Here is a 17,650-nt window from a genome sequence, read left to right on the forward strand (position 1 = left end):
CTTAGTCGCCCGATTTCAGCGCTGCACCCAGGATATCGCCCAGCGATGCGCCCGAGTCGGAGGAACCGTACTGTTCCACGGCCTCTTTCTCTTCGGCGATCTCGCGTGCCTTGATCGACAGACCCAGACGGCGGGTCTTGCTGTCGAGGTTGGTGACGCGAACGTCGACCTTGTCACCGACCGAGAAACGCTCAGGGCGCTGTTCGGCACGGTCACGCGACAGGTCCGAACGGCGGATGAAGGATTTCATGCCTTCGTATTCCACCTCGATGCCGCCATCTTCGATCGCGGTCACTTCGACGGTGATGACCGAACCACGCTTCACGCCGCCCACGGCTTCGGCGAACTTGTCACCGCCCAGGGCTTTGATCGAAAGCGAGATACGCTCTTTCTCAACGTCAACTTCCGAAACGACGGCCGAAACCATGTCGCCTTTGCGGTAGTTCTGGATCGCATCCTCGCCACGCTCGTCCCAGGACAGGTCCGACAGGTGAACCATGCCGTCGATGTCGCCTTCGAGGCCAATAAACAGACCGAATTCGGTGATGTTCTTGACTTCGCCTTCGACCTCGGTGCCCTCGGGGTGTGTTTCTGCAAACACTTCCCATGGGTTGCGCTGAGTCTGCTTCAGGCCCAGAGACACGCGACGCTTGGCGCCGTCGATTTCCAGAACCATGACGTCGACTTCTTGGCTGGTCGAAACGATCTTGCCGGGGTGGACGTTTTTCTTGGTCCAGGACATCTCGGATACGTGCACCAGACCTTCGACACCGGCTTCCAGCTCGACGAACGCGCCGTAATCGGTGATGTTGGTGACGCGACCCTGATGAACCGAGCCCAGCGGGTATTTCGCAGCAACCAGATCCCACGGATCTTCCTGCAGCTGCTTCATGCCCAGACTGATGCGGTGGGTCTCTTTGTTGATCTTGATGACCTGAACCTTGATGGTTTCGCCGATCGTCAGGATCTCGGACGGGTGGTTCACACGGCGCCATGCCATGTCGGTGACGTGCAGCAGGCCGTCTACGCCGCCGAGGTCAACAAATGCACCGTATTCGGTGATGTTTTTGACAACACCCTCGACGGTCTGACCTTCGGACAGGTTGCCGATGACTTCGGCACGCTGTTCGGCACGCGATTCTTCCAGGATTGCGCGACGCGAGACAACGATGTTGCCACGGCGGCGGTCCATTTTCAGAATCTGGAACGGCTGCTTCAGACCCATCAGCGGACCAGCGTCGCGCACGGGGCGAACGTCAACCTGCGAGCCGGGCAGGAACGCAACCGCGCCACCCAGATCAACGGTGAAGCCACCTTTGACGCGACCAAAGATTGCACCTTCGACGCGCTGATCGTCGGCATATGCTTTTTCCAGACGGTCCCATGCCTCTTCACGGCGGGCCATCTCGCGCGAGATGACGGCTTCGCCACGGGCGTTTTCTGCGGCGCGCAGGTAAACTTCTACCTCGTCACCAACAGCGATTTCAGGGGCTTCGCCGGGATTTGCGAATTCTTTCAGATCAACGCGGCCTTCCATTTTGTAGCCTACGTCGATGATGGCTTGGCCGGCTTCGATCGCCAGAACCTTGCCTTTGACAACAGAACCCTCTTCGGGTGTGTCCATTTCGAAGCTTTCATTCAGGAGGGCTTCGAATTCCTCCATGGATGCGTTAGCCATGTGGCGTCATTTTCCTTTACATAACGTTTTTGCTGGCCGAGCGGTTGTCTCCGCCGGTCTTGTTTCATGATGTCTTCAGGCGTAACCCGGTGCGGCCCTGAGCAAACAAACACAAAGGGCCGAGGTAACCCGGCCCTGCTCAGAAACGTCATCCGGACGTTGACCGCCCTTGTATCGACAGCGCGCGTATATGCGGATTCCCCAGCGGGCGCAAGTGGAAAGCCATGAAATACAGGGGCTCGGCGGTCTTTCGGGTTAGCGCGCCACCTCCCAAACCTGCGCGTCGCGTTGCAGCATCGACTGCTCAATCGCATTCAGGCGGGAATAGGCCGTGTCGGGGTCGCGCGCGCCTCCAACCTTGTCCCAAATCCGCAGGGCCGAGGCCGGGCTCCACGGCAGGCAGGCCGAAGCCAACCAAAGCCGCAACTCGGCGGGCAGAGCGTCATAAGCCTGCATCGGAGATCCAGCACGTCGACGGCGTTTGATCTGGCTGCGCAGGTTTCTATTGTTGCTTCGGTTGGTCATCGCGCGCTCCGGTCTTTGGCGCGCATGAACCTACCTTGTTCGGCTTTGATGTGGGTCGTTATGCTCGCTCAAAAGTTTTGCTATGTAATTACATTTGCAAAGCTACACACGCAAGCCGGACTTCGAGGCGATACCAGATAGATTTTCTGGCGAATGTCGCGTTTCGAACAGCAATGTTTGACCCAGTAGCGAGGCTTGCCTAAAGCCGGAGGACCTCATGAGCCAGCACCTGAACTTTCTCGTCATCATATCCGACGAACACCGCAAAGACGCGATGGGGTGTGCCGGGCATCCTATCGTCAAAACGCCCCATCTGGATGCATTGGCCGAACGTGGCACGATGTTTCAATCCGCCTACACCCCCTCACCCATGTGCGTGCCGACACGTGCCGCGCTGGCGACCGGTGACTGGGTGCACAAAACGGGAAACTGGGACAGCGCGACGCCGTATAAAGGGCAACCGCGCAGTTGGATGCGGCAATTGCGCGATGCTGGGCGCGAGATGGTTTCAATCGGAAAACTGCACTTTCGGTCCGCCGATGACGACAACGGTTTCTCACAGGAGATCTTGCCGATGCATGTGGTCGGCGGTGTTGGCTGGGCCGTGGGTCTTTTGCGAGAGAACCCTCCGGCGTATGATTCGGCGTCAGAACTGGCCGAGGATGTGGGCGTCGGGCCCAGCACGTATACCGACTACGATCTGGACATTACCGCAGCATCCGAGGCGTGGCTGACCGACCCTGCGCGCCAAAACCAACCCTGGGCGGCGTTCGTTTCGCTGGTCAGCCCGCATTACCCGCTGACCTGCCCCAAGGAATGGTATGACCTTTACGATCCCGCTTTGATGGATCTTCCGGTCGCGTACGGCAAAGGGTTGCCTGACCACGAAGAGCTGCGCAACATCGCGGGTTTCTTCAACTATGACGACTATTTTGACGAACAAAAAATGCGAGAGGCCAAGGCCGCATATTATGGTCTGACATCACTGATGGACGATTGTGTCGGGCGAATAGTGCAGGCTTTGGAAGATAGCGGACAGGCTGAAAATACCGTTGTCGTCTATGTCTCGGACCACGGCGACATGATGGGCGATCAGGGGTTCTGGACCAAGCAGGTCATGTATGAGGCCAGCGCAGGAATTCCGATGATCGCAGCGGGTCCGGGCATTCCTGCTGGGCACCGGGTCGAGACCTGTACCAACCTAACGGATATTGCCGCGACGGCGCGTGATGTTTGCAGCGTGGCAGATGACGATGACAATGCCGGGCAGCCCGGCCAGTCTCTGATTGATCTTGCCAATGCGCCGGACGACCTAAACCGAACAGGGTTCAGCGAATACCATGACGGCGGCTCTAAAACCGGCAGCTTCATGGTGCGTTGGGGAACCTGGAAATACGTCTACTATGTGGGCCAGACCCCGCAGCTGTTCGACCTGTCAACCGACCCGCATGAGGAAATCAATCGCGCGGTGGACCGGGCGAATGACCCGCAGGTTCAGGCTGCGCTGATCGAAGGAGAAAGACGGCTGCGTGAAATTTGCGACCCCGAAGAGGTCAACGCCCGCGCCTTTGCCGACCAGCGCAAGAAGATCGAAGAGCAGGGCGGTGAAGAAGCCTGTCGGACGGCTTTTGTGTTCAATCATACACCCACACCGTCCGAGCAGGAAAAGTTACGCGAAGGACCTGCGCTGTAGCCTAGGTTCTTCGCTTTGGTGTCGCGGATGCTCCATCGACGCAGAGCACCTGCCGTGCTTAGAACAATTGCAGGTCCTTGGAGCCGCTTTGAATTTCGGTAAAGTTCGGCATGTTCTGGACCATCACAGGCGCCGGAGCCGTACCCGGCATCGCCACCGTGGGCTGCGCGACCTGTGCCTTGCCAAATGCTGGCCGCTCCAACTCGCCGCGAATATCTCGCAACAGCGTTTTGTGATCCGGCATGGACTTGAGGATCTGCGCAAGATCCATCTTGGCACCCTTCCACCACTGGAACCAAATCGGCTTTTTCAGGGGCCGCAAACGGTCACGGATGCCCTCTCCATAGCCCGTGTCGTAGACCTGTTTTCCCAGCAGCACCGTCTGGTAGACGCGGAAATTGAAGAGCGTTGCGAACTCGATATCATGTTCCATAGGCAAGCGATGCTGCCATAGCTCAAGGTTTTCGGCCAGCCGGTCGGGAATTTTCATCTCGGTACGGGCATCGATCCAGTATTGGTCGTCTGTACGGTTACCCAACCGATAGTGCAGGCAGATGAAGTCCAGAACCTCATCATAAAGCTTGTCCATCTGCCGGTTGTATCTGGCCCGCAAGGCGGGCTCGATGTCTTTCGTTGGCAGGTGTTCGGCGAACCAGCGCACTGCGTGGTCAATCATGTGGATCGCCGTGCTTTCAAGCGGTTCAATGAACCCGCCGGACAAACCGATAGCAACGCAATTTTTAACCCAGGCATGGCGCACGCGACCTACCCGCATTGGGATCACCCGCGGCGTCAGCCCCTTGCCGCCATCGCCTAGCCATTCAAGGTATTCATCCGCCGCCTGATCATCTGTTCGATGCGCCGATGAATACACATAACCCGTGCCCACTCGGTTATAGAGCGGTACCCGCCACGTCCAACCAGCCCCAAGGGCGGTAGAGCGCGTGACGCTTTCGATTTTCTCTGGGTCCGGGTGTTCGACCTGCAGAGCCATGGCCCGGTCGTTGGGCAGATAGTCCGAGTAGTCCATGAACGGCTCGCCCAGCGCCTGATTGATGATCAGCCCGCGGAAGCCGGTACAATCAATCACCATCTCGACGTCATGGCGGCCTTTGCGCTCCAGCATCAGGTGGCTGACGTTGCCCTGCTCATCCAACTCGACCGATTGCACTTCGTCCTGGATGTGCTCGACGCCACGCTTGGTGCAGACCTTGGTCAGCATACCGGCGAACTTTACCGCATCCAGATGATAGGCATAGCCAAACCGTTGTTCGAACTCGGGCTGCCCCAGCTGCCGCGCACCTTTGCACATGCGGGCCAGATCATCGTGCGGTGAGATTGATTGCGTGAAATCCCGATCCCCGTTGCCGAACCGCAGGAAGTATTCGGCGCTTTCCAGCCCTTCCAACAATTGGCCATGGGCAAACGGGTTCACATAGTCGATGCGATTGCCTTTGGCGTCCTTGTTCCAATTGCAGAACTTCACGCCCAATTTGAATGACGCGTTGGTTTCCCGAAAAAAGTCCCGCTCGGATATCCCCGCCTGGCGTAACGTGACCGGCATGCGCGGCACCGTGGCTTCACCGACACCAACGGTCGAGATATTGGGGCTTTCTATAAGGCAGATGCGCGGGCGATCCTTAGTTGCCGACGTGCGTGACAACACCATTTCGAGGATCAGCGCGGTCATCCAACCTGCCGTACCACCACCGACGATGGTGATTTTACTCAGACGATTATTCATTTTTTAGTCCCTGTTGGCTCGGGGAATTTTGTAGCTGCCTGCCCTTTATTCTTTAGGGCTTGTTCAGCTTTCCCTCTTGGCGTGTCAGCGACTATATCAGCTTTCCTGCATCCAGCTAGGGTCTAAGGGCAGCGAATTTTATGCGATAAGGATAAGCCTACTTTGCACCGGCAATCAGATCTCTTCGCCTTTCTTCAAGAGCTCTTCGATCAACGCGCGCTGAAGGTCCTGGCTGTCGCCCCCTCCGAACTCCGCCGCACCGCCGGTGTAGAGGGTCCCATAGGTGTTAGCGATGTTTACCGTCTGGGCCAGCCCTGAGATCAACTGCTCTTTATTCAGTCGCGACAGCGGGTGAATGAACGCCGCCCACAATGTGCCATTGGCAAGCGCGTAACGCGCATCCAGGGTACTGTCGAAATTCGCCTGCATCATGCGCTGCAGATCGGCGGGCGACAAACCTTCGGCACTGCGAATTGCAATCATCGCACGCATCCGGTCCGCGTTGATGTCCGTGACCACCAACACCGAACGATCCGAGACTGTCATCTGGAACCCCGGCCCAAGCGGTTGCGCATCGGGATCCAGTGCAAAGACGATCTTGCCCAGCCGTTCATAGGTCATCGGAGGTTCGGGTTCAGCGGCCTCTTGGGCCACTACGCTTCCGGCAAGGAAAATCACAAAAATGGCTAGACGGATCATGGCAACGCTCCTGCTGGGTATCTTTCGACAATAGGGAGCGACTGCGCGCGTGACCAAACAAAGCTTAGTGATGAGTGTTTCCGGGCCTCCGCAAACTCTGAACGATCTGCAAAGTACTTGGGGCTTACTGCGATAGCGCGTTCAAAACCCCGCTCCTAGCTTTGTGTCAGCGGCTGGCAGATCAGCTGGCCGGATACTGAACCTGAAAGGAAGCACATCATGAAGTCTTTTGTCCTGAGCACACTTATCGCGACGCTGCCCCTGATTGCCGCCCCGGCCTTTGCGGCAGATGAGATCAACGTTTCAAACGGTATCTCCGCCGCTGGTGCGCCGCTGGCCGCGCATGGGGTCGACCTTGTGGCCCTGGTCAATGATGGCAACCCGGTCGAAGGCTTTGCCACGCATTCCGCCACCTATGACGGCGCCTCCTACTATTTTGCCAGCGCAGCCAATCGCGAGGCGTTCGAAGCCAACCCCGCAGCCTATCTGCCGCAGCACGGCGGGTTCTGTTCGTTCGGGGTTTCGGTCGGCAAAAAGTTCGACGGTGACCCCGATCAGTACCTGGTGGCTGATGGAAAGCTGTACCTGTTTCTGAACGCAGAAACCCGTGCAGCCTTTCTAAAAGATGTCATCGCCACGTCGAAAACGGCAGACGACCAGTGGTCGAAAATCAAAACCATTGCAGTGAGTGAGCTGTAATCCAGCCCCTGTATGGCCCGTGGGATCAAGTTCCCGCGGGCCGAACCTTTTCGATAATCTCGACGGCTTTTGCCAATGCAGCTTCGATACTCAGGTTTGAGGTATCCAACAGGACCGCATCCCCTGCCGATTTCATCGGCGCGGTGCTGCGTTCTGCGTCGCGTGCGTCACGTTCCCGGACATCAGCCAGCACCTGTTCGCGGGTCACATCGCTGCCTTTGGCGCTGAGCTCAAGATAGCGACGCTCGGCCCGAACCTCGGGGCTGGCAGTCACAAACAGTTTCACCTCGGCCTCGGGGCAAATCACTGTACCAATGTCGCGGCCATCCAGCACAGCGCCCCCGGTCCGACGGGCAAAGGCGCGTTGGAAATCGACCAGAGCCGCCCGAACCTCAGGGATTACTGCCACTTTGGACGCGGCCTGCGCGATCTCGGCCGTGCGTAGGTCGCCCTGCTCCAACTCCTCGGCTGTAAGTGCCTGCGCCGCCGCGATGGGTTCCATTCCTTGCAGCGTTCGACGCCCGACGGCCCGGTACAACAGGCCAGTATCCAAATGCGCGAACCCAAACTGGGCAGCGACCGCTTTCGAGATCGTGCCCTTGCCTGCGGCGGCGGGGCCGTCAATGGCGACTGTAAAGCTCATGTACGCTCGACCTTGGCACCCAGAGACGCCATCAGCGGTTCAAAGATCGGAAACGACGTGGCGATCGGACCACCGTCGTCAACGGAAACCGCGGACTTCGCACCCATCCCCATCACCATGAAGGACATGGCAATGCGGTGATCCAGAAAGCTTTCGCAAGTGCCGCCACCGGGGACGTTGCCGATGCCCAGCCCGTCGACCGACCACCATTCTTCGCCCTCATCCACGGTCACACCGTTGGCACGCAGCCCGCGCGCCATGGCGTCGATCCGGTCGCTTTCCTTGACGCGCAGCTCCTTCACGCCGCCCATCATCGTGGTGCCGGTTGCATTGGCCGCAACCACGGACAAAATCGGGTATTCGTCGATCATCGATGCCGCGCGTTCCGGCGGCACGTTGATGCCCTTCATATTGGGCGAGTACTTTGCGCGCAGGTCAGCTACAGGCTCGCCGCCCTCTTCGCGCTCGTTCTCATAGGTTAGGTCCGCACCCATCTCGCGCAGCGTGGTGAACAACCCGGCGCGGGTGGGGTTCAGACCAATGCCCGGCACCAACACGTCCGAACCTGGCGTGAGAAGCGCCGCGCAGACTGGGAAGGCCGCACTGGACGGATCGCGTGGGACAGCAATGACCTGTGGCTTCAGCTCGGGACGTCCGGTCAGGGTAATGACGCGGCCTTCGTCCGTATCCTCAACAGTGATCGCAGCACCAAAACCCGCCAGCATCCGCTCGGAATGGTCGCGGGTGGCTTCTTTCTCAATCACCACGGTTTTGCCCGGCGCGTTGAGGCCGGCCAAGAGAACCGCTGATTTCACCTGCGCAGAGGGCACCGGAACCTCATAGCGGACCGGTGTCGGATCGGCTGCGCCAACAATAGTCATCGGCAAACGACCGCCCGAGCGGCCCACCGATTGCGTGCCGAACAATGCCAGCGGGTCTGTCACACGCGCCATAGGGCGCTTGTTCAGGCTGGCATCGCCCGTGAAAGTCGCCGTGATCGGAGAGGTCGCCATCGCGCCCATGATCAGCCGCACGCCGGTGCCCGAGTTACCACAGTCGATCACCTGATCGGGTTCGGCGAACCCACCGACGCCCACGCCGTGCACGGTCCATTCACCGTCACCGTGGTCCGTAACCTCGGCCCCAAAGGCACGCATGGCCTTGGCGGTGTCCAGAACGTCTTCGCCTTCCAACAGGCCCGAAATGCGGGTCTCGCCCACGGCCATCGCGCCCAGGATCAGAGACCGGTGCGAGATCGACTTGTCGCCGGGCACCTCCGCCGTGCCGGTCAGCGGGCCGCAGGGATGCGAGGTCATCGGGATGGGCGTGCCGTGTCCGGACATGGGGGCTCCTGTTTTCGCTATCAGTCCAAGGCGGATTAGCGAATTGGGGCCGGTTGGTCCAGCGGCAATCAGCCTTTACGGCGGAAGGTCAGGTAATGTGGCGTTCGGCCTTCGCGCAGCGCCTTCTGCTCGTAACGGGTAGAGATCCAGTCATCCCATGGTTCGCGCCAGTCCGAGGGACGCTCGGCCAGCCATTCAAAACCCGCGCGCGGGACCTCTTCCAGCGTCTGACGCACATAGTCGGGGATGTCCGTTGCCACACGGAAAATCGACCCCGGCTTTAGCGCTCGGGCCAGAGGTTCCAGATGTTCGGGCGTCACAAACCGGCGGCGATGATGCCGCGTTTTGGGCCATGGGTCGGGATACAGAAGAAAGGCACGAGAGATGCTGGCCTCGGGCAGAACGTCAAACAGATCGCGTGCATCACCGGGATGCACGGCAAGGTTTTCGACGCCAGCCTTGCGAATTTTACCAAGCAGCATGGCGACGCCGTTGATGTAAGGTTCTGCCCCAATGATCCCGATATCTGGGTTGCTGGCGGCCTGATGCACCAGATGCTCACCGCCGCCAAAACCGACCTCAAGCCAGACGTCCTTGCCGCCGAATAGCTCATCCAGATTCAGCGGGTGACGTTCAGGGTTGGTCTCCCAATCAACAGCGCCCGGTGACAGGGCATCGAGGTCTTCGTCCAGATACGTCTTCTGACTCTGCTTCAGGGTTTTTCCCTTGAAGCGACCATAGAAGTTTCTGCGGGGCCGTTGTGGTGTCTGGGTGCTCATGGCGGTGCCCATACTGCGCAGGTCCAAGTGTTGCAACCCCGGCGCTTGAACGAAAAAGCGCGCCATCGTGGGCGCGCTTTGACTTTTTGGGATCAGACCGCCGCTTTGAGCGCATCAGCCAGATCGGTACGCTCCCAGCTAAAGCCGCCATCCGCATCCGGTTCGCGACCGAAATGGCCATACGCGGCGGTGCGCTGATAGATTGGTTTGTTCAGCTCCAGATGCTGACGAATACCCCGCGGGGTGAGGTCCATCACCTGACCGACAGCCTTTTCGATCTCGGCGTCCGAAACCTGCCCGGTGCCGTGCGTGTCAGCATAGATTGACAGCGGTTTTGAGACGCCGATCGCATAGCTCAGCTGGATGGTGCAGCGTTCGGCCATGCCTGCAGCTACCACGTTCTTTGCCAGATAGCGCGCTGCGTAAGCGGCCGACCGGTCAACCTTGGTCGGGTCTTTGCCCGAGAACGCGCCGCCGCCATGCGGTGCGGCACCACCGTAAGTGTCGACGATGATCTTGCGCCCGGTCAGGCCAGCGTCACCATCGGGGCCGCCGATGACGAACTTGCCGGTGGGGTTCACATGCCACTCGGTTTCATTGCTCAACCAGCCTTCAGGCAGAGTTTCGCGAATGTACGGTTCAACGATTGCGCGGATGTCATCCGAGCTCAGCGCTTCGTCCAGGTGCTGTGTCGACAGAACGATCGAGCTGACACTGACCGGCTTGCCATCACGATAGACGACGGAGAGTTGCGATTTGGCATCCGGGCCAAGTGCGGGCTCGTTTCCATTCTTACGCACTTCCGCAAGGCGGCGCAGGATCGCGTGCGAGTACTGGATCGGAGCGGGCATCAACGCGGGCGTTTCGGTGGTGGCATAGCCGAACATGATGCCTTGGTCACCGGCACCCTCGTCCTTATCAGCCGCCGCATCCACACCCTGAGCGATATGGGCGGACTGCTCGTGCAGCAGGTTCGTCACCTCGACGGTCTCGTGGTGGAACTTGTCCTGCTCGTAGCCAATATCTTTGACACAAGCGCGGGCGATCTCATCGATGCGCCCCATGTAGTCGTGCAGCTTGTCCTGATCAGACAGACCTACTTCGCCACCAATGACGACACGATTGGTCGTTGCAAAGGTTTCGCACGCCACGCGTGCTTCGGGCTCTTCATTCAGAAAAGCGTCAAGTACGGCATCGGAAATGCGGTCGCAAACCTTATCCGGGTGCCCTTCGGAAACGGATTCCGAAGTAAAAGTGTAGTTCTGTCGGGACATGAATGTGCTCCATTAAGTTTCCCCATCACGCCAGGAAGCCGTTGTGATGGGCATGCAACCGGATACGCAGCCTGAAACTCAGCGTCAATCCGAAACTAGCGTTGCCACTGTAAATCGTTGCGCCAAAGCAGCAAAAACATGGCGGCAAGCAAAACGAAAACCGGAAAGTCTCCGATCCGCGCATAGATGGTCGGAGCCAGAGGCGCGGGCAATTTGGCATCGACATAGCCTGCCTGCCCCAACGGCAATGCGTCGGTAATCCGACCCAAAGGGTCAATCATCGCCGACACCCCCGTATTGGCCGACCGCATCATTGGCAGGCCCTGTTCGATCGCGCGCATCTGCGCTTGCGCGAGGTGCTGGTACGGCCCCGAGCGGGTACCGAACCAAGCGTCATTTGTGATCTGTAGCAAGAAATCAGCCCGGCCAGGGGCCGACAGGACATCTTGCGTAAAAACGGCCTCATAGCAGATCAACGGCAAAGCCATACCCAGTTTGCCCGCGTCCAAGAGAGCCGCGCCCGGCCCAGCGCTAAATCCATTGCCGGTAGTCGCGGCCATTCCGTAGATGCCAAACTGCGCCATCACATCGCCAAAGGGCACGTATTCTCCAAACGGGGCGAGGTGATGTTTGTCGTAAAGCTCCTGGATCTGGCCCGCCTCATCGAGGTAGATCATCGAGTTGTAGATGCGTGGGCCGTCACCCCTTTGGATACCCAGAAAAACAGGCGTACCCTGAGCCGCATTTGCCACGGCATCCAGATAGGGCTGAGCGCTGCCCAGCCACGCCGGAACAGAGGTTTCAGGCCAGACGATCAGATCAGGTCGCGGGCCAGCCGCTGTAAACTCCAGCTGACGAGCAAAGAAAAGCGGAGCATAGTCCGGGTCCCATTTCTGATGCTGCGGGGCGTTCGGTTGAACAAGCCGAACAACATGGTCGGTTTCAGTGACGACCGGACGTGACGCGGCATAGGCCAGCGATACGACGGCCGCCCCGACCGTCAGGCCCAGCGGCACTGCAAATCCTTTGCGTTCAGACAGGGCTGCGCCCAACGGCAAAGTCGCCAGCAGAGTCACAGCGCCAAGACCGTATGGTCCAAAAATAGACAAAAGCTGCGCGACCGGTGTGTCCACCCAAAGCTGCGCAATGCCTGCCCAAGGGAAGCCCGTCAGGACATATCCACGCGCAAATTCAAGCAGTGAAATTGAGATGGCCAGAAAAACGGCTTGTGTTACAGGCCGCCCCTTGGGCCGCCGCGCGATCCAAAACGCCAACGCCCAAAACAACGCAAGCCCGCCTGCCATGAAGGTCAGTGCAAACGGGGCCATCCAGCCGTGGCGTTGTACATCAACAAAAAATGGCTCGACTATCCAGCTGAGCGCATGGGCGAAGTATCCGGTCGCAAATGCCCAGCCAAGCCAAGCCGCCCGCACCCGGGTTTCGGTCGTCAGAAACAGCGGAGCCAGCAGCATAAGAGCGGCAACGCTTGCGGGCAAAATACCAAAAGGAGCAAGACCAAACGCTGCGACCGCGCCCAGCGCCGCCGCAGATAGCAATCGCAACCAAAATGGCCAGCCCCGTGCGGGGTTCATCCAACGCGATCCGGCAACATGACACGCAGGCGCTTGATGCGGCGCGGATCGGCGTCGATCACCTCGAACTCGGGGCCTTCGGGATGCAGAACTACTTCGCCTCGGGCCGGTACGCGACCGGACAGCATGAAGACAAGACCGCCCAAAGTGTCGATCTCTTCTTCATCCACATCTTCGTGGCTGGTCAGAGATTGGCCGATCTCGGCCTCGAACTCTTCCAGCGGCACACGGGCCTGCACGATGTAACAGCCAGGCTTTTCCTGAACCCACATCTGGCCTTCGTCCGCGTCATGCTCATCCGCAATCTCGCCGACCACCTGTTCAATCAGGTCCTCGATCGAGACCAGCCCGTCAACGCCGCCATATTCGTCAATCACCAGTGCCATGTGGCGGCGTTCGGTCTGCATCTTTGTCAGCAGAACGCCAATCGGCATCGACGGCGGCACAAACAGCAGCGTCCGCAGCATCGAGACAAGATCAAAATCCGATCCCGTACCGTTGAATCCGTGTGTGAGTGCAAAATCCTTGAGGTGGACGAACCCCAAAGGGGTATCGAGTGTCCCTTCGTAAACCGGAATCCGTGAAAGGCCGCTTTCTCGGAACACCTGCGCCAGTTCATCTTTGCTGATCGTAGAGGGCACCGATACGATTTCCGCCGTCGGGATGGCGACATCCTCAACCCGCATCCGCCGCAGGTTTATCATGCCCCTGGGCTGCACCTTGTCGACCTCGTGTCCGTTGGCCTCGTGAACCTGTTCCTCGCTCTGCGGCGAGAACGCGTCCACTATTCGAGAAAAGAAGCCCGCTTTTTCGCTGGCATTTTCACCGCTGTCCTTGGGTTGCGCGCTTTGCGCCGCCATAGAACTGCCGTCTGTATCGCCCATAATCCTGTTCCAAATGATCGGCCAATGCGGCCCCTATTACATACTATATGGGTCATCGATACCCAGTTTGCCAAGTATCTCGGCCTCGACCCCCTCCATCAAAGTGGCGTCGGGGTCACGGATGTGATCATAACCCAGCAAGTGCAACGTTCCGTGAATGATCAGATGTGTGACGTGATCATCCATGGATTTTCCCGCTTCCGCCGCCTCGCGTGAACAGGTGTCATAAGAGATCGCGATATCGCCCAGCGCGATCTCTCCGGAAAAGTCAGGGCTTGGTAGCTCCGGGGTATCCCCGGCTTTTTCAGCAGCCAAATCCTCGGCAGGCCAGCTGAGCACATTGGTCGGCTTGGGCTTTTCACGAAACTCGGCGTTCAGATCGGCAATCCGCTCGTCATCGCATCCAAGCACACTGACCTCACACAGCTCAGTTTGCAGGCCAATGTGATCCAATACGGCCCCAATTGCGCGCGCAGCCAGCGGTTCCAGCTGTTGCCAGCGGTCATCTTCGATCGTCACTTCAAGGTTCATCGCACCATATCCAAAGCCCAAAGGCTGCGATGGCTATGCAGTCTCGCGGCCCGAGTCGGCCTCATACGCTTCGATAATGGCCGCCACAAGCGGGTGACGCACCACGTCCTTGGAGGTGAAATAGTTGAAGCTGATGTTCGGAATGGTCTTCAGCAACCGTTCGGCATCTGCCAGACCGGATTGAACGCCGCGTGGCAGGTCAACCTGCGACCTGTCGCCAGTGATCACCATCCGGCTACCTTCGCCCAGACGGGTCAGGAACATCTTCATCTGCATGGTCGTGGCGTTCTGCGCCTCATCCAGCACTACAAACGCATTCGCCAGTGTTCGACCGCGCATGAACGCCAGCGGCGCGATTTCGATACGCTTTTCTTCGATCAGCTTAGCCAGTTGCTTACCCGGCAGAAAATCATTCAGCGCGTCATATAGCGGCTGCATGTAGGGATCGACCTTGTCCTTCATGTCGCCGGGCAGATAACCCAGCTTTTCACCAGCCTCAACAGCAGGACGGCTAAGGATGATCCGATCCACGTGCCCGCCGATGAACATCGACACACCAACAGCGACGGCAAGATAGGTCTTGCCAGTACCGGCGGGGCCAATTCCAAAGGCCAGTTCGTTGTTGAACAACGATTGCACATAGGCTTTTTGCGCATCTGTGCGCGGCTCGACCAGTTTTTTTCGCGTTTTAATTTCGACGGTGCCGCCCTTGAACATCTCAAGCTGGTCGCCGTCGCGAGTCCCCGTTCCGGTCTCGGAGCCGCCCATGCGCAGCTCACGGTCAACATCGGCCGCTTCAACATCGCGCCCGCCTTCCAGCCGGGTATAAAGGGCCTGCAGAACCTCGATCGCCTGTTTCTGAGCGTCCTCGTCGCCCATGACAACCAGCTGATTCCCGCGACGTACGATCTGAACGGACAGCTTGTGCTCAATATCCGTCAGATTGCGATCATATTCGCCGCAAAGGTCTATTAACAATCGGTTGTCTGGAAACTCAACAAACGCTTCGCGCTGAGGCATTTCATCTTGCGGTGGGGTAAGGGCACCGATGGCCAATCCGCTCTCCTGATCTTGGCGTTTCACCCCGAGCGTAGACAAGAAATCTTGGTGGGCGCAAGCCACAGATTCATTTTTTCCCGGTCGGATGGCAAAACGGCCCATGCGCGCAGACGGAATGCCAGGTCGACGCTCGGACCGAGAATCAGAACCTGTAGTTCAAACCGATCTTCAGACCATGGTATTTCGGCGTGGATCTGGTCGAGGTTCCGTTGTCGAACCGAACATCCTCGGCGCTGAACTGAACGTATTCGTATTCGCCCGTAATCGACCAGTGTTCGGTCAGGTTATGCTCGGCCCCGATACTGGCGGAAAAGCCGCTACGACGTCCGCTGTCCTCGAAGGATTGGATGGCCGACCGGGTGGCCTGCTGACTTGTGGTTTCGATGTCACCGTTCACGTATCCGGCTGAAACATAGTACAGAACGGTACCGCTGCGGTTGGTCAGACCGTTACGCAGACGAATCGAGAATACGTTCGACACTTTGGACCCGCCGCTGACAGCATTGCCGTCCACCTGGCCCGTGGCCGTGTCGTCGAGCGAGCCGAACTCGTATCCAAGCTCGAATCCGTAGACATAGTCGCGCCCGCCTTTTGCAGGCAGAACACCACGCCAGCCCGCGCGCAGACCGCCCAGAGTGCCACTCAGATCCAGCTCACCGACTTCTGAGGTTCCGTTTGGTGTGTTCAACCCAAACCGTTCGTTTCCGCCCAGGGCATAGAGGCCAGTTGTTCCCAGATAAAAGGCGCTGACGTCGCTTCCGAACCGCTTTGGATTGATGACAGGGGGATCAGAAAGCCCTTGGTCCAGATTGCCCGCCACTGTCGTTCCGGGAAGAACCGTAAAGGCGATCACAACCGACAGAGCGGATTTCAACAGCGGTCCACTAAAACGTTCCAAAGTCTTCACTCGTACCCTTTCCATTGCCCGCACCGACCACCCGGCCCGAACAGATATGGTTCCCGCGAGGCCCAAAACCCTAGGCCCCTAGAAAAGCTGATTTTTCTCGGAACATAGTTCCAAGTGATAAATCAAGGGTTAATTTGGAATTAACAGATCACAATGGTTTCCAAACACCGGATAAATCCGGGGTTACAGCAACACACCGCCAAGTGAATTGGCACCGGACGAGGTGATCTGCACGCCTCTGAGCTCGCCAACGGCCACATCGGCGTCGGACACGTGAACCGAATGAAGATACTCGGATTTTCCGACCATCTGCCCTGGCAAACGGCCCGCCTTTTCGAACAGAACTTTGACGTTCCGGCCAACCATGGCGTCCTGAATCTCGCGCTGATGGCGGGTGATCAGGGCCTGAAGGCGCTGCAGGCGGTCATCCGCCGCCTCAGGATCAACTTGAGACCGCTCGGCAGCCGGAGTTCCGGGTCGGGTCGAGTACTTGAACGAATACGCGTAGCCGTATTTGACCTCTTCCACCAAATCCATTGTGGACTGGAAGTCTTCTTCGGTCTCTTCAGGGAAGCCCACGATAAAGTCGCCGGACATCACGATATCCGGGCGCGCGGCGCGGATACGTTCGATCAGGCGCAAATAGCTTTCGGCGGTGTGGCTGCGATTCATCCGTTTGAGGATCCGGTCCGAACCCGACTGAACCGGCAGATGCAGATAGGGCATCAGCTTTTCGCAGGTCCCGTGCGCCTCGATCAAATCATCGGCCATGTCGTTGGGATGTGACGTGGTAAAGCGGATGCGCTCCAGCCCGTCGACCTTATTGAGCTCCCAGATCAGCCCGGCCAGAGTCATGTCTCCGTTTGGCCCCGCGCCGTGATAGGCGTTGACGTTCTGGCCCAGCAAAGTGATCTCGCGCACGCCGCGTTCGACCAAATCCTGCGCCTCGCGCAAAATACGATCGGCGGGACGGCTGACTTCGGCCCCGCGCGTGTAGGGAACCACGCAGAACGCGCAGAACTTGTCGCAGCCTTCCTGCACGGTCAGAAACGCGGTCGGGCCTCGCTTGGCCTTGGGACGGGTTTTGAGCTTTTCGAACTTGTCCTCTTCGGGGAAGTCCGTGTCCAGCGCCTTGGCACCCGTGCGGGTCTTGGCCTCCATCTCGGGCAGGCGGTGGTAGCTTTGCGGGCCGACAACCAGATCCACCATTGGCTGGCGGCGCATGATCTCTTCGCCTTCGGCCTGCGCGACACAGCCCGCGACACCGATCTTGAGGTCGGGCTTTTCGTTCTTCAAACCCTTGAAACGGCCAAGCTCGGAATAGATTTTCTCAGCCGCTTTTTCCCGTATATGGCAGGTGTTCAGCAGAATCATGTCTGCGTCATCGGGGCTTTTGGTTTCCACATAGCCCTGCCCGCCCAGAGTTTCCGCCATACGCTCGCTGTCGTAGACGTTCATCTGGCAACCATAGGTCTTGATGTACAGCTTTTTCGGTTCTGACATGAAAACGGCCTTTGCATTCGCGGGACCGGCGTCGTCTATACCCAACGAACGCCGCTTGCAATGGCGACGCGATTACCCGATTCTGACCCGAAACTCC

At 58.6% G+C, this 17,650-nt stretch carries 16 protein-coding genes and 1 riboswitch; of the genes, 2 read left to right on the forward strand and 14 right to left on the reverse strand.

Annotated elements, in window-relative coordinates:
• Position 1: 1 nt before the first annotated feature.
• Positions 2-1,678, reverse strand: a complete 1,677-nt coding sequence (rpsA, locus tag GOV53_RS09350) for a 30S ribosomal protein S1 (protein ID WP_170465678.1) — start codon at positions 1,676-1,678, stop codon at positions 2-4.
• Between the two features lie 255 nt (positions 1,679-1,933).
• The gene (locus tag GOV53_RS09355; RefSeq protein ID WP_254439245.1) at positions 1,934-2,203 is read right to left on the reverse strand and encodes a DUF6525 family protein; all 270 of its coding nucleotides are present in this window, start codon (positions 2,201-2,203) and stop codon (positions 1,934-1,936) included.
• 217 nt (positions 2,204-2,420) lie between these two features.
• On the opposite strand from GOV53_RS09355, the gene GOV53_RS09360 reads away from it, so the two are divergent.
• Entirely contained in the window at positions 2,421-3,896 is a 1,476-nt protein-coding gene (locus GOV53_RS09360) for a sulfatase-like hydrolase/transferase (RefSeq protein WP_170465681.1), read from the forward strand.
• Between the two features lie 58 nt (positions 3,897-3,954).
• Here the strand turns inward: GOV53_RS09360 and GOV53_RS09365 are convergent, their stop codons facing one another.
• On the reverse strand, positions 3,955-5,640 hold the full coding sequence (locus GOV53_RS09365) for a tryptophan halogenase family protein (RefSeq protein WP_170465684.1): 1,686 nt from the start codon (positions 5,638-5,640) through the stop codon (positions 3,955-3,957).
• A 174-nt stretch (positions 5,641-5,814) separates the two neighbouring features.
• Positions 5,815-6,339, reverse strand: a complete 525-nt coding sequence (locus tag GOV53_RS09370) for a hypothetical protein (protein WP_170465687.1) — start codon at positions 6,337-6,339, stop codon at positions 5,815-5,817.
• Between the two features lie 219 nt (positions 6,340-6,558).
• Here GOV53_RS09370 and GOV53_RS09375 point away from each other — a divergent pair, with 219 nt between their 5' ends.
• Entirely contained in the window at positions 6,559-7,038 is a 480-nt protein-coding gene (locus tag GOV53_RS09375; protein ID WP_170465690.1) for a YHS domain-containing (seleno)protein, read from the forward strand.
• A 25-nt stretch (positions 7,039-7,063) separates the two neighbouring features.
• Here the strand turns inward: GOV53_RS09375 and cmk are convergent, their stop codons facing one another.
• The 10 genes from cmk to miaB all read right to left on the reverse strand — a co-directional run bounded on the left by cmk (position 7,064) and on the right by miaB (position 17,553).
• Entirely contained in the window at positions 7,064-7,681 is a 618-nt protein-coding gene (cmk, locus tag GOV53_RS09380) for a (d)CMP kinase (protein WP_170465693.1), read from the reverse strand.
• Positions 7,678-9,024 (reverse strand): 3-phosphoshikimate 1-carboxyvinyltransferase, encoded by a 1,347-nt coding sequence (gene aroA, locus GOV53_RS09385; protein ID WP_170465696.1) that lies wholly within the window; start codon positions 9,022-9,024, stop codon positions 7,678-7,680. The genes cmk and aroA overlap by 4 nt, the downstream gene beginning before the upstream one ends.
• A 68-nt stretch (positions 9,025-9,092) precedes the next feature.
• Positions 9,093-9,803: a tRNA (guanine(46)-N(7))-methyltransferase TrmB gene (gene trmB, locus GOV53_RS09390; RefSeq protein WP_170465699.1), complete on the reverse strand. Its 711-nt coding sequence runs from the start codon at positions 9,801-9,803 to the stop codon at positions 9,093-9,095.
• Between the two features lie 92 nt (positions 9,804-9,895).
• Positions 9,896-11,077, reverse strand: coding sequence for a methionine adenosyltransferase (gene metK / locus GOV53_RS09395; protein ID WP_170465702.1), 1,182 nt, complete (start codon positions 11,075-11,077; stop codon positions 9,896-9,898).
• A 5-nt stretch (positions 11,078-11,082) separates the two neighbouring features.
• Positions 11,083-11,130: riboswitch (SAM-SAH riboswitch) on the reverse strand.
• Between the two features lie 42 nt (positions 11,131-11,172).
• A complete protein-coding gene (lnt, locus tag GOV53_RS09400; protein WP_170465705.1) occupies positions 11,173-12,669 on the reverse strand; it encodes an apolipoprotein N-acyltransferase in 1,497 nt (498 codons plus the stop codon).
• On the reverse strand, positions 12,666-13,553 hold the full coding sequence (locus GOV53_RS09405) for a hemolysin family protein (RefSeq protein WP_170465707.1): 888 nt from the start codon (positions 13,551-13,553) through the stop codon (positions 12,666-12,668). Before GOV53_RS09405 ends, lnt begins: the two co-directional genes overlap by 4 nt.
• A gap of 36 nt (positions 13,554-13,589) precedes the next feature.
• Positions 13,590-14,084, reverse strand: a complete 495-nt coding sequence (gene ybeY / locus GOV53_RS09410; protein ID WP_170465710.1) for an rRNA maturation RNase YbeY — start codon at positions 14,082-14,084, stop codon at positions 13,590-13,592.
• A gap of 33 nt (positions 14,085-14,117) precedes the next feature.
• Complete coding sequence (locus tag GOV53_RS09415; protein WP_170426789.1) at positions 14,118-15,140, reverse strand: PhoH family protein; 1,023 nt, start codon at positions 15,138-15,140, stop codon at positions 14,118-14,120.
• 145 nt (positions 15,141-15,285) lie between these two features.
• On the reverse strand, positions 15,286-16,065 hold the full coding sequence (locus tag GOV53_RS09420; RefSeq protein ID WP_170465712.1) for an outer membrane protein: 780 nt from the start codon (positions 16,063-16,065) through the stop codon (positions 15,286-15,288).
• A gap of 168 nt (positions 16,066-16,233) precedes the next feature.
• A complete protein-coding gene (miaB, locus tag GOV53_RS09425) occupies positions 16,234-17,553 on the reverse strand; it encodes a tRNA (N6-isopentenyl adenosine(37)-C2)-methylthiotransferase MiaB (protein ID WP_170465715.1) in 1,320 nt (439 codons plus the stop codon).
• Positions 17,554-17,650 lie beyond the last annotated feature (97 nt).

The organism is Ruegeria arenilitoris (genome assembly GCF_013035315.1).
GTDB classification, from domain to species: Bacteria; Pseudomonadota; Alphaproteobacteria; order Rhodobacterales; family Rhodobacteraceae; genus Ruegeria; species Ruegeria arenilitoris_D.

Coding starts and splice junctions, on each gene's coding strand:
- rpsA (WP_170465678.1), bottom strand. CDS start 1,678: ATGGCTAACGCATCCATGGAGGAATTCGAAGCCCTCCTGAATGAAAGC.
- GOV53_RS09355 (WP_254439245.1), bottom strand. CDS start 2,203: ATGACCAACCGAAGCAACAATAGAAACCTGCGCAGCCAGATCAAACGC.
- GOV53_RS09360 (WP_170465681.1), top strand. CDS start 2,421: ATGAGCCAGCACCTGAACTTTCTCGTCATCATATCCGACGAACACCGC.
- GOV53_RS09365 (WP_170465684.1), bottom strand. CDS start 5,640: ATGAATAATCGTCTGAGTAAAATCACCATCGTCGGTGGTGGTACGGCA.
- GOV53_RS09370 (WP_170465687.1), bottom strand. CDS start 6,339: ATGATCCGTCTAGCCATTTTTGTGATTTTCCTTGCCGGAAGCGTAGTG.
- GOV53_RS09375 (WP_170465690.1), top strand. CDS start 6,559: ATGAAGTCTTTTGTCCTGAGCACACTTATCGCGACGCTGCCCCTGATT.
- cmk (WP_170465693.1), bottom strand. CDS start 7,681: ATGAGCTTTACAGTCGCCATTGACGGCCCCGCCGCCGCAGGCAAGGGC.
- aroA (WP_170465696.1), bottom strand. CDS start 9,024: ATGTCCGGACACGGCACGCCCATCCCGATGACCTCGCATCCCTGCGGC.
- trmB (WP_170465699.1), bottom strand. CDS start 9,803: ATGAGCACCCAGACACCACAACGGCCCCGCAGAAACTTCTATGGTCGC.
- metK (WP_170465702.1), bottom strand. CDS start 11,077: ATGTCCCGACAGAACTACACTTTTACTTCGGAATCCGTTTCCGAAGGG.
- lnt (WP_170465705.1), bottom strand. CDS start 12,669: ATGAACCCCGCACGGGGCTGGCCATTTTGGTTGCGATTGCTATCTGCG.
- GOV53_RS09405 (WP_170465707.1), bottom strand. CDS start 13,553: ATGGGCGATACAGACGGCAGTTCTATGGCGGCGCAAAGCGCGCAACCC.
- ybeY (WP_170465710.1), bottom strand. CDS start 14,084: ATGAACCTTGAAGTGACGATCGAAGATGACCGCTGGCAACAGCTGGAA.
- GOV53_RS09420 (WP_170465712.1), bottom strand. CDS start 16,065: ATGGAAAGGGTACGAGTGAAGACTTTGGAACGTTTTAGTGGACCGCTG.
- miaB (WP_170465715.1), bottom strand. CDS start 17,553: ATGTCAGAACCGAAAAAGCTGTACATCAAGACCTATGGTTGCCAGATG.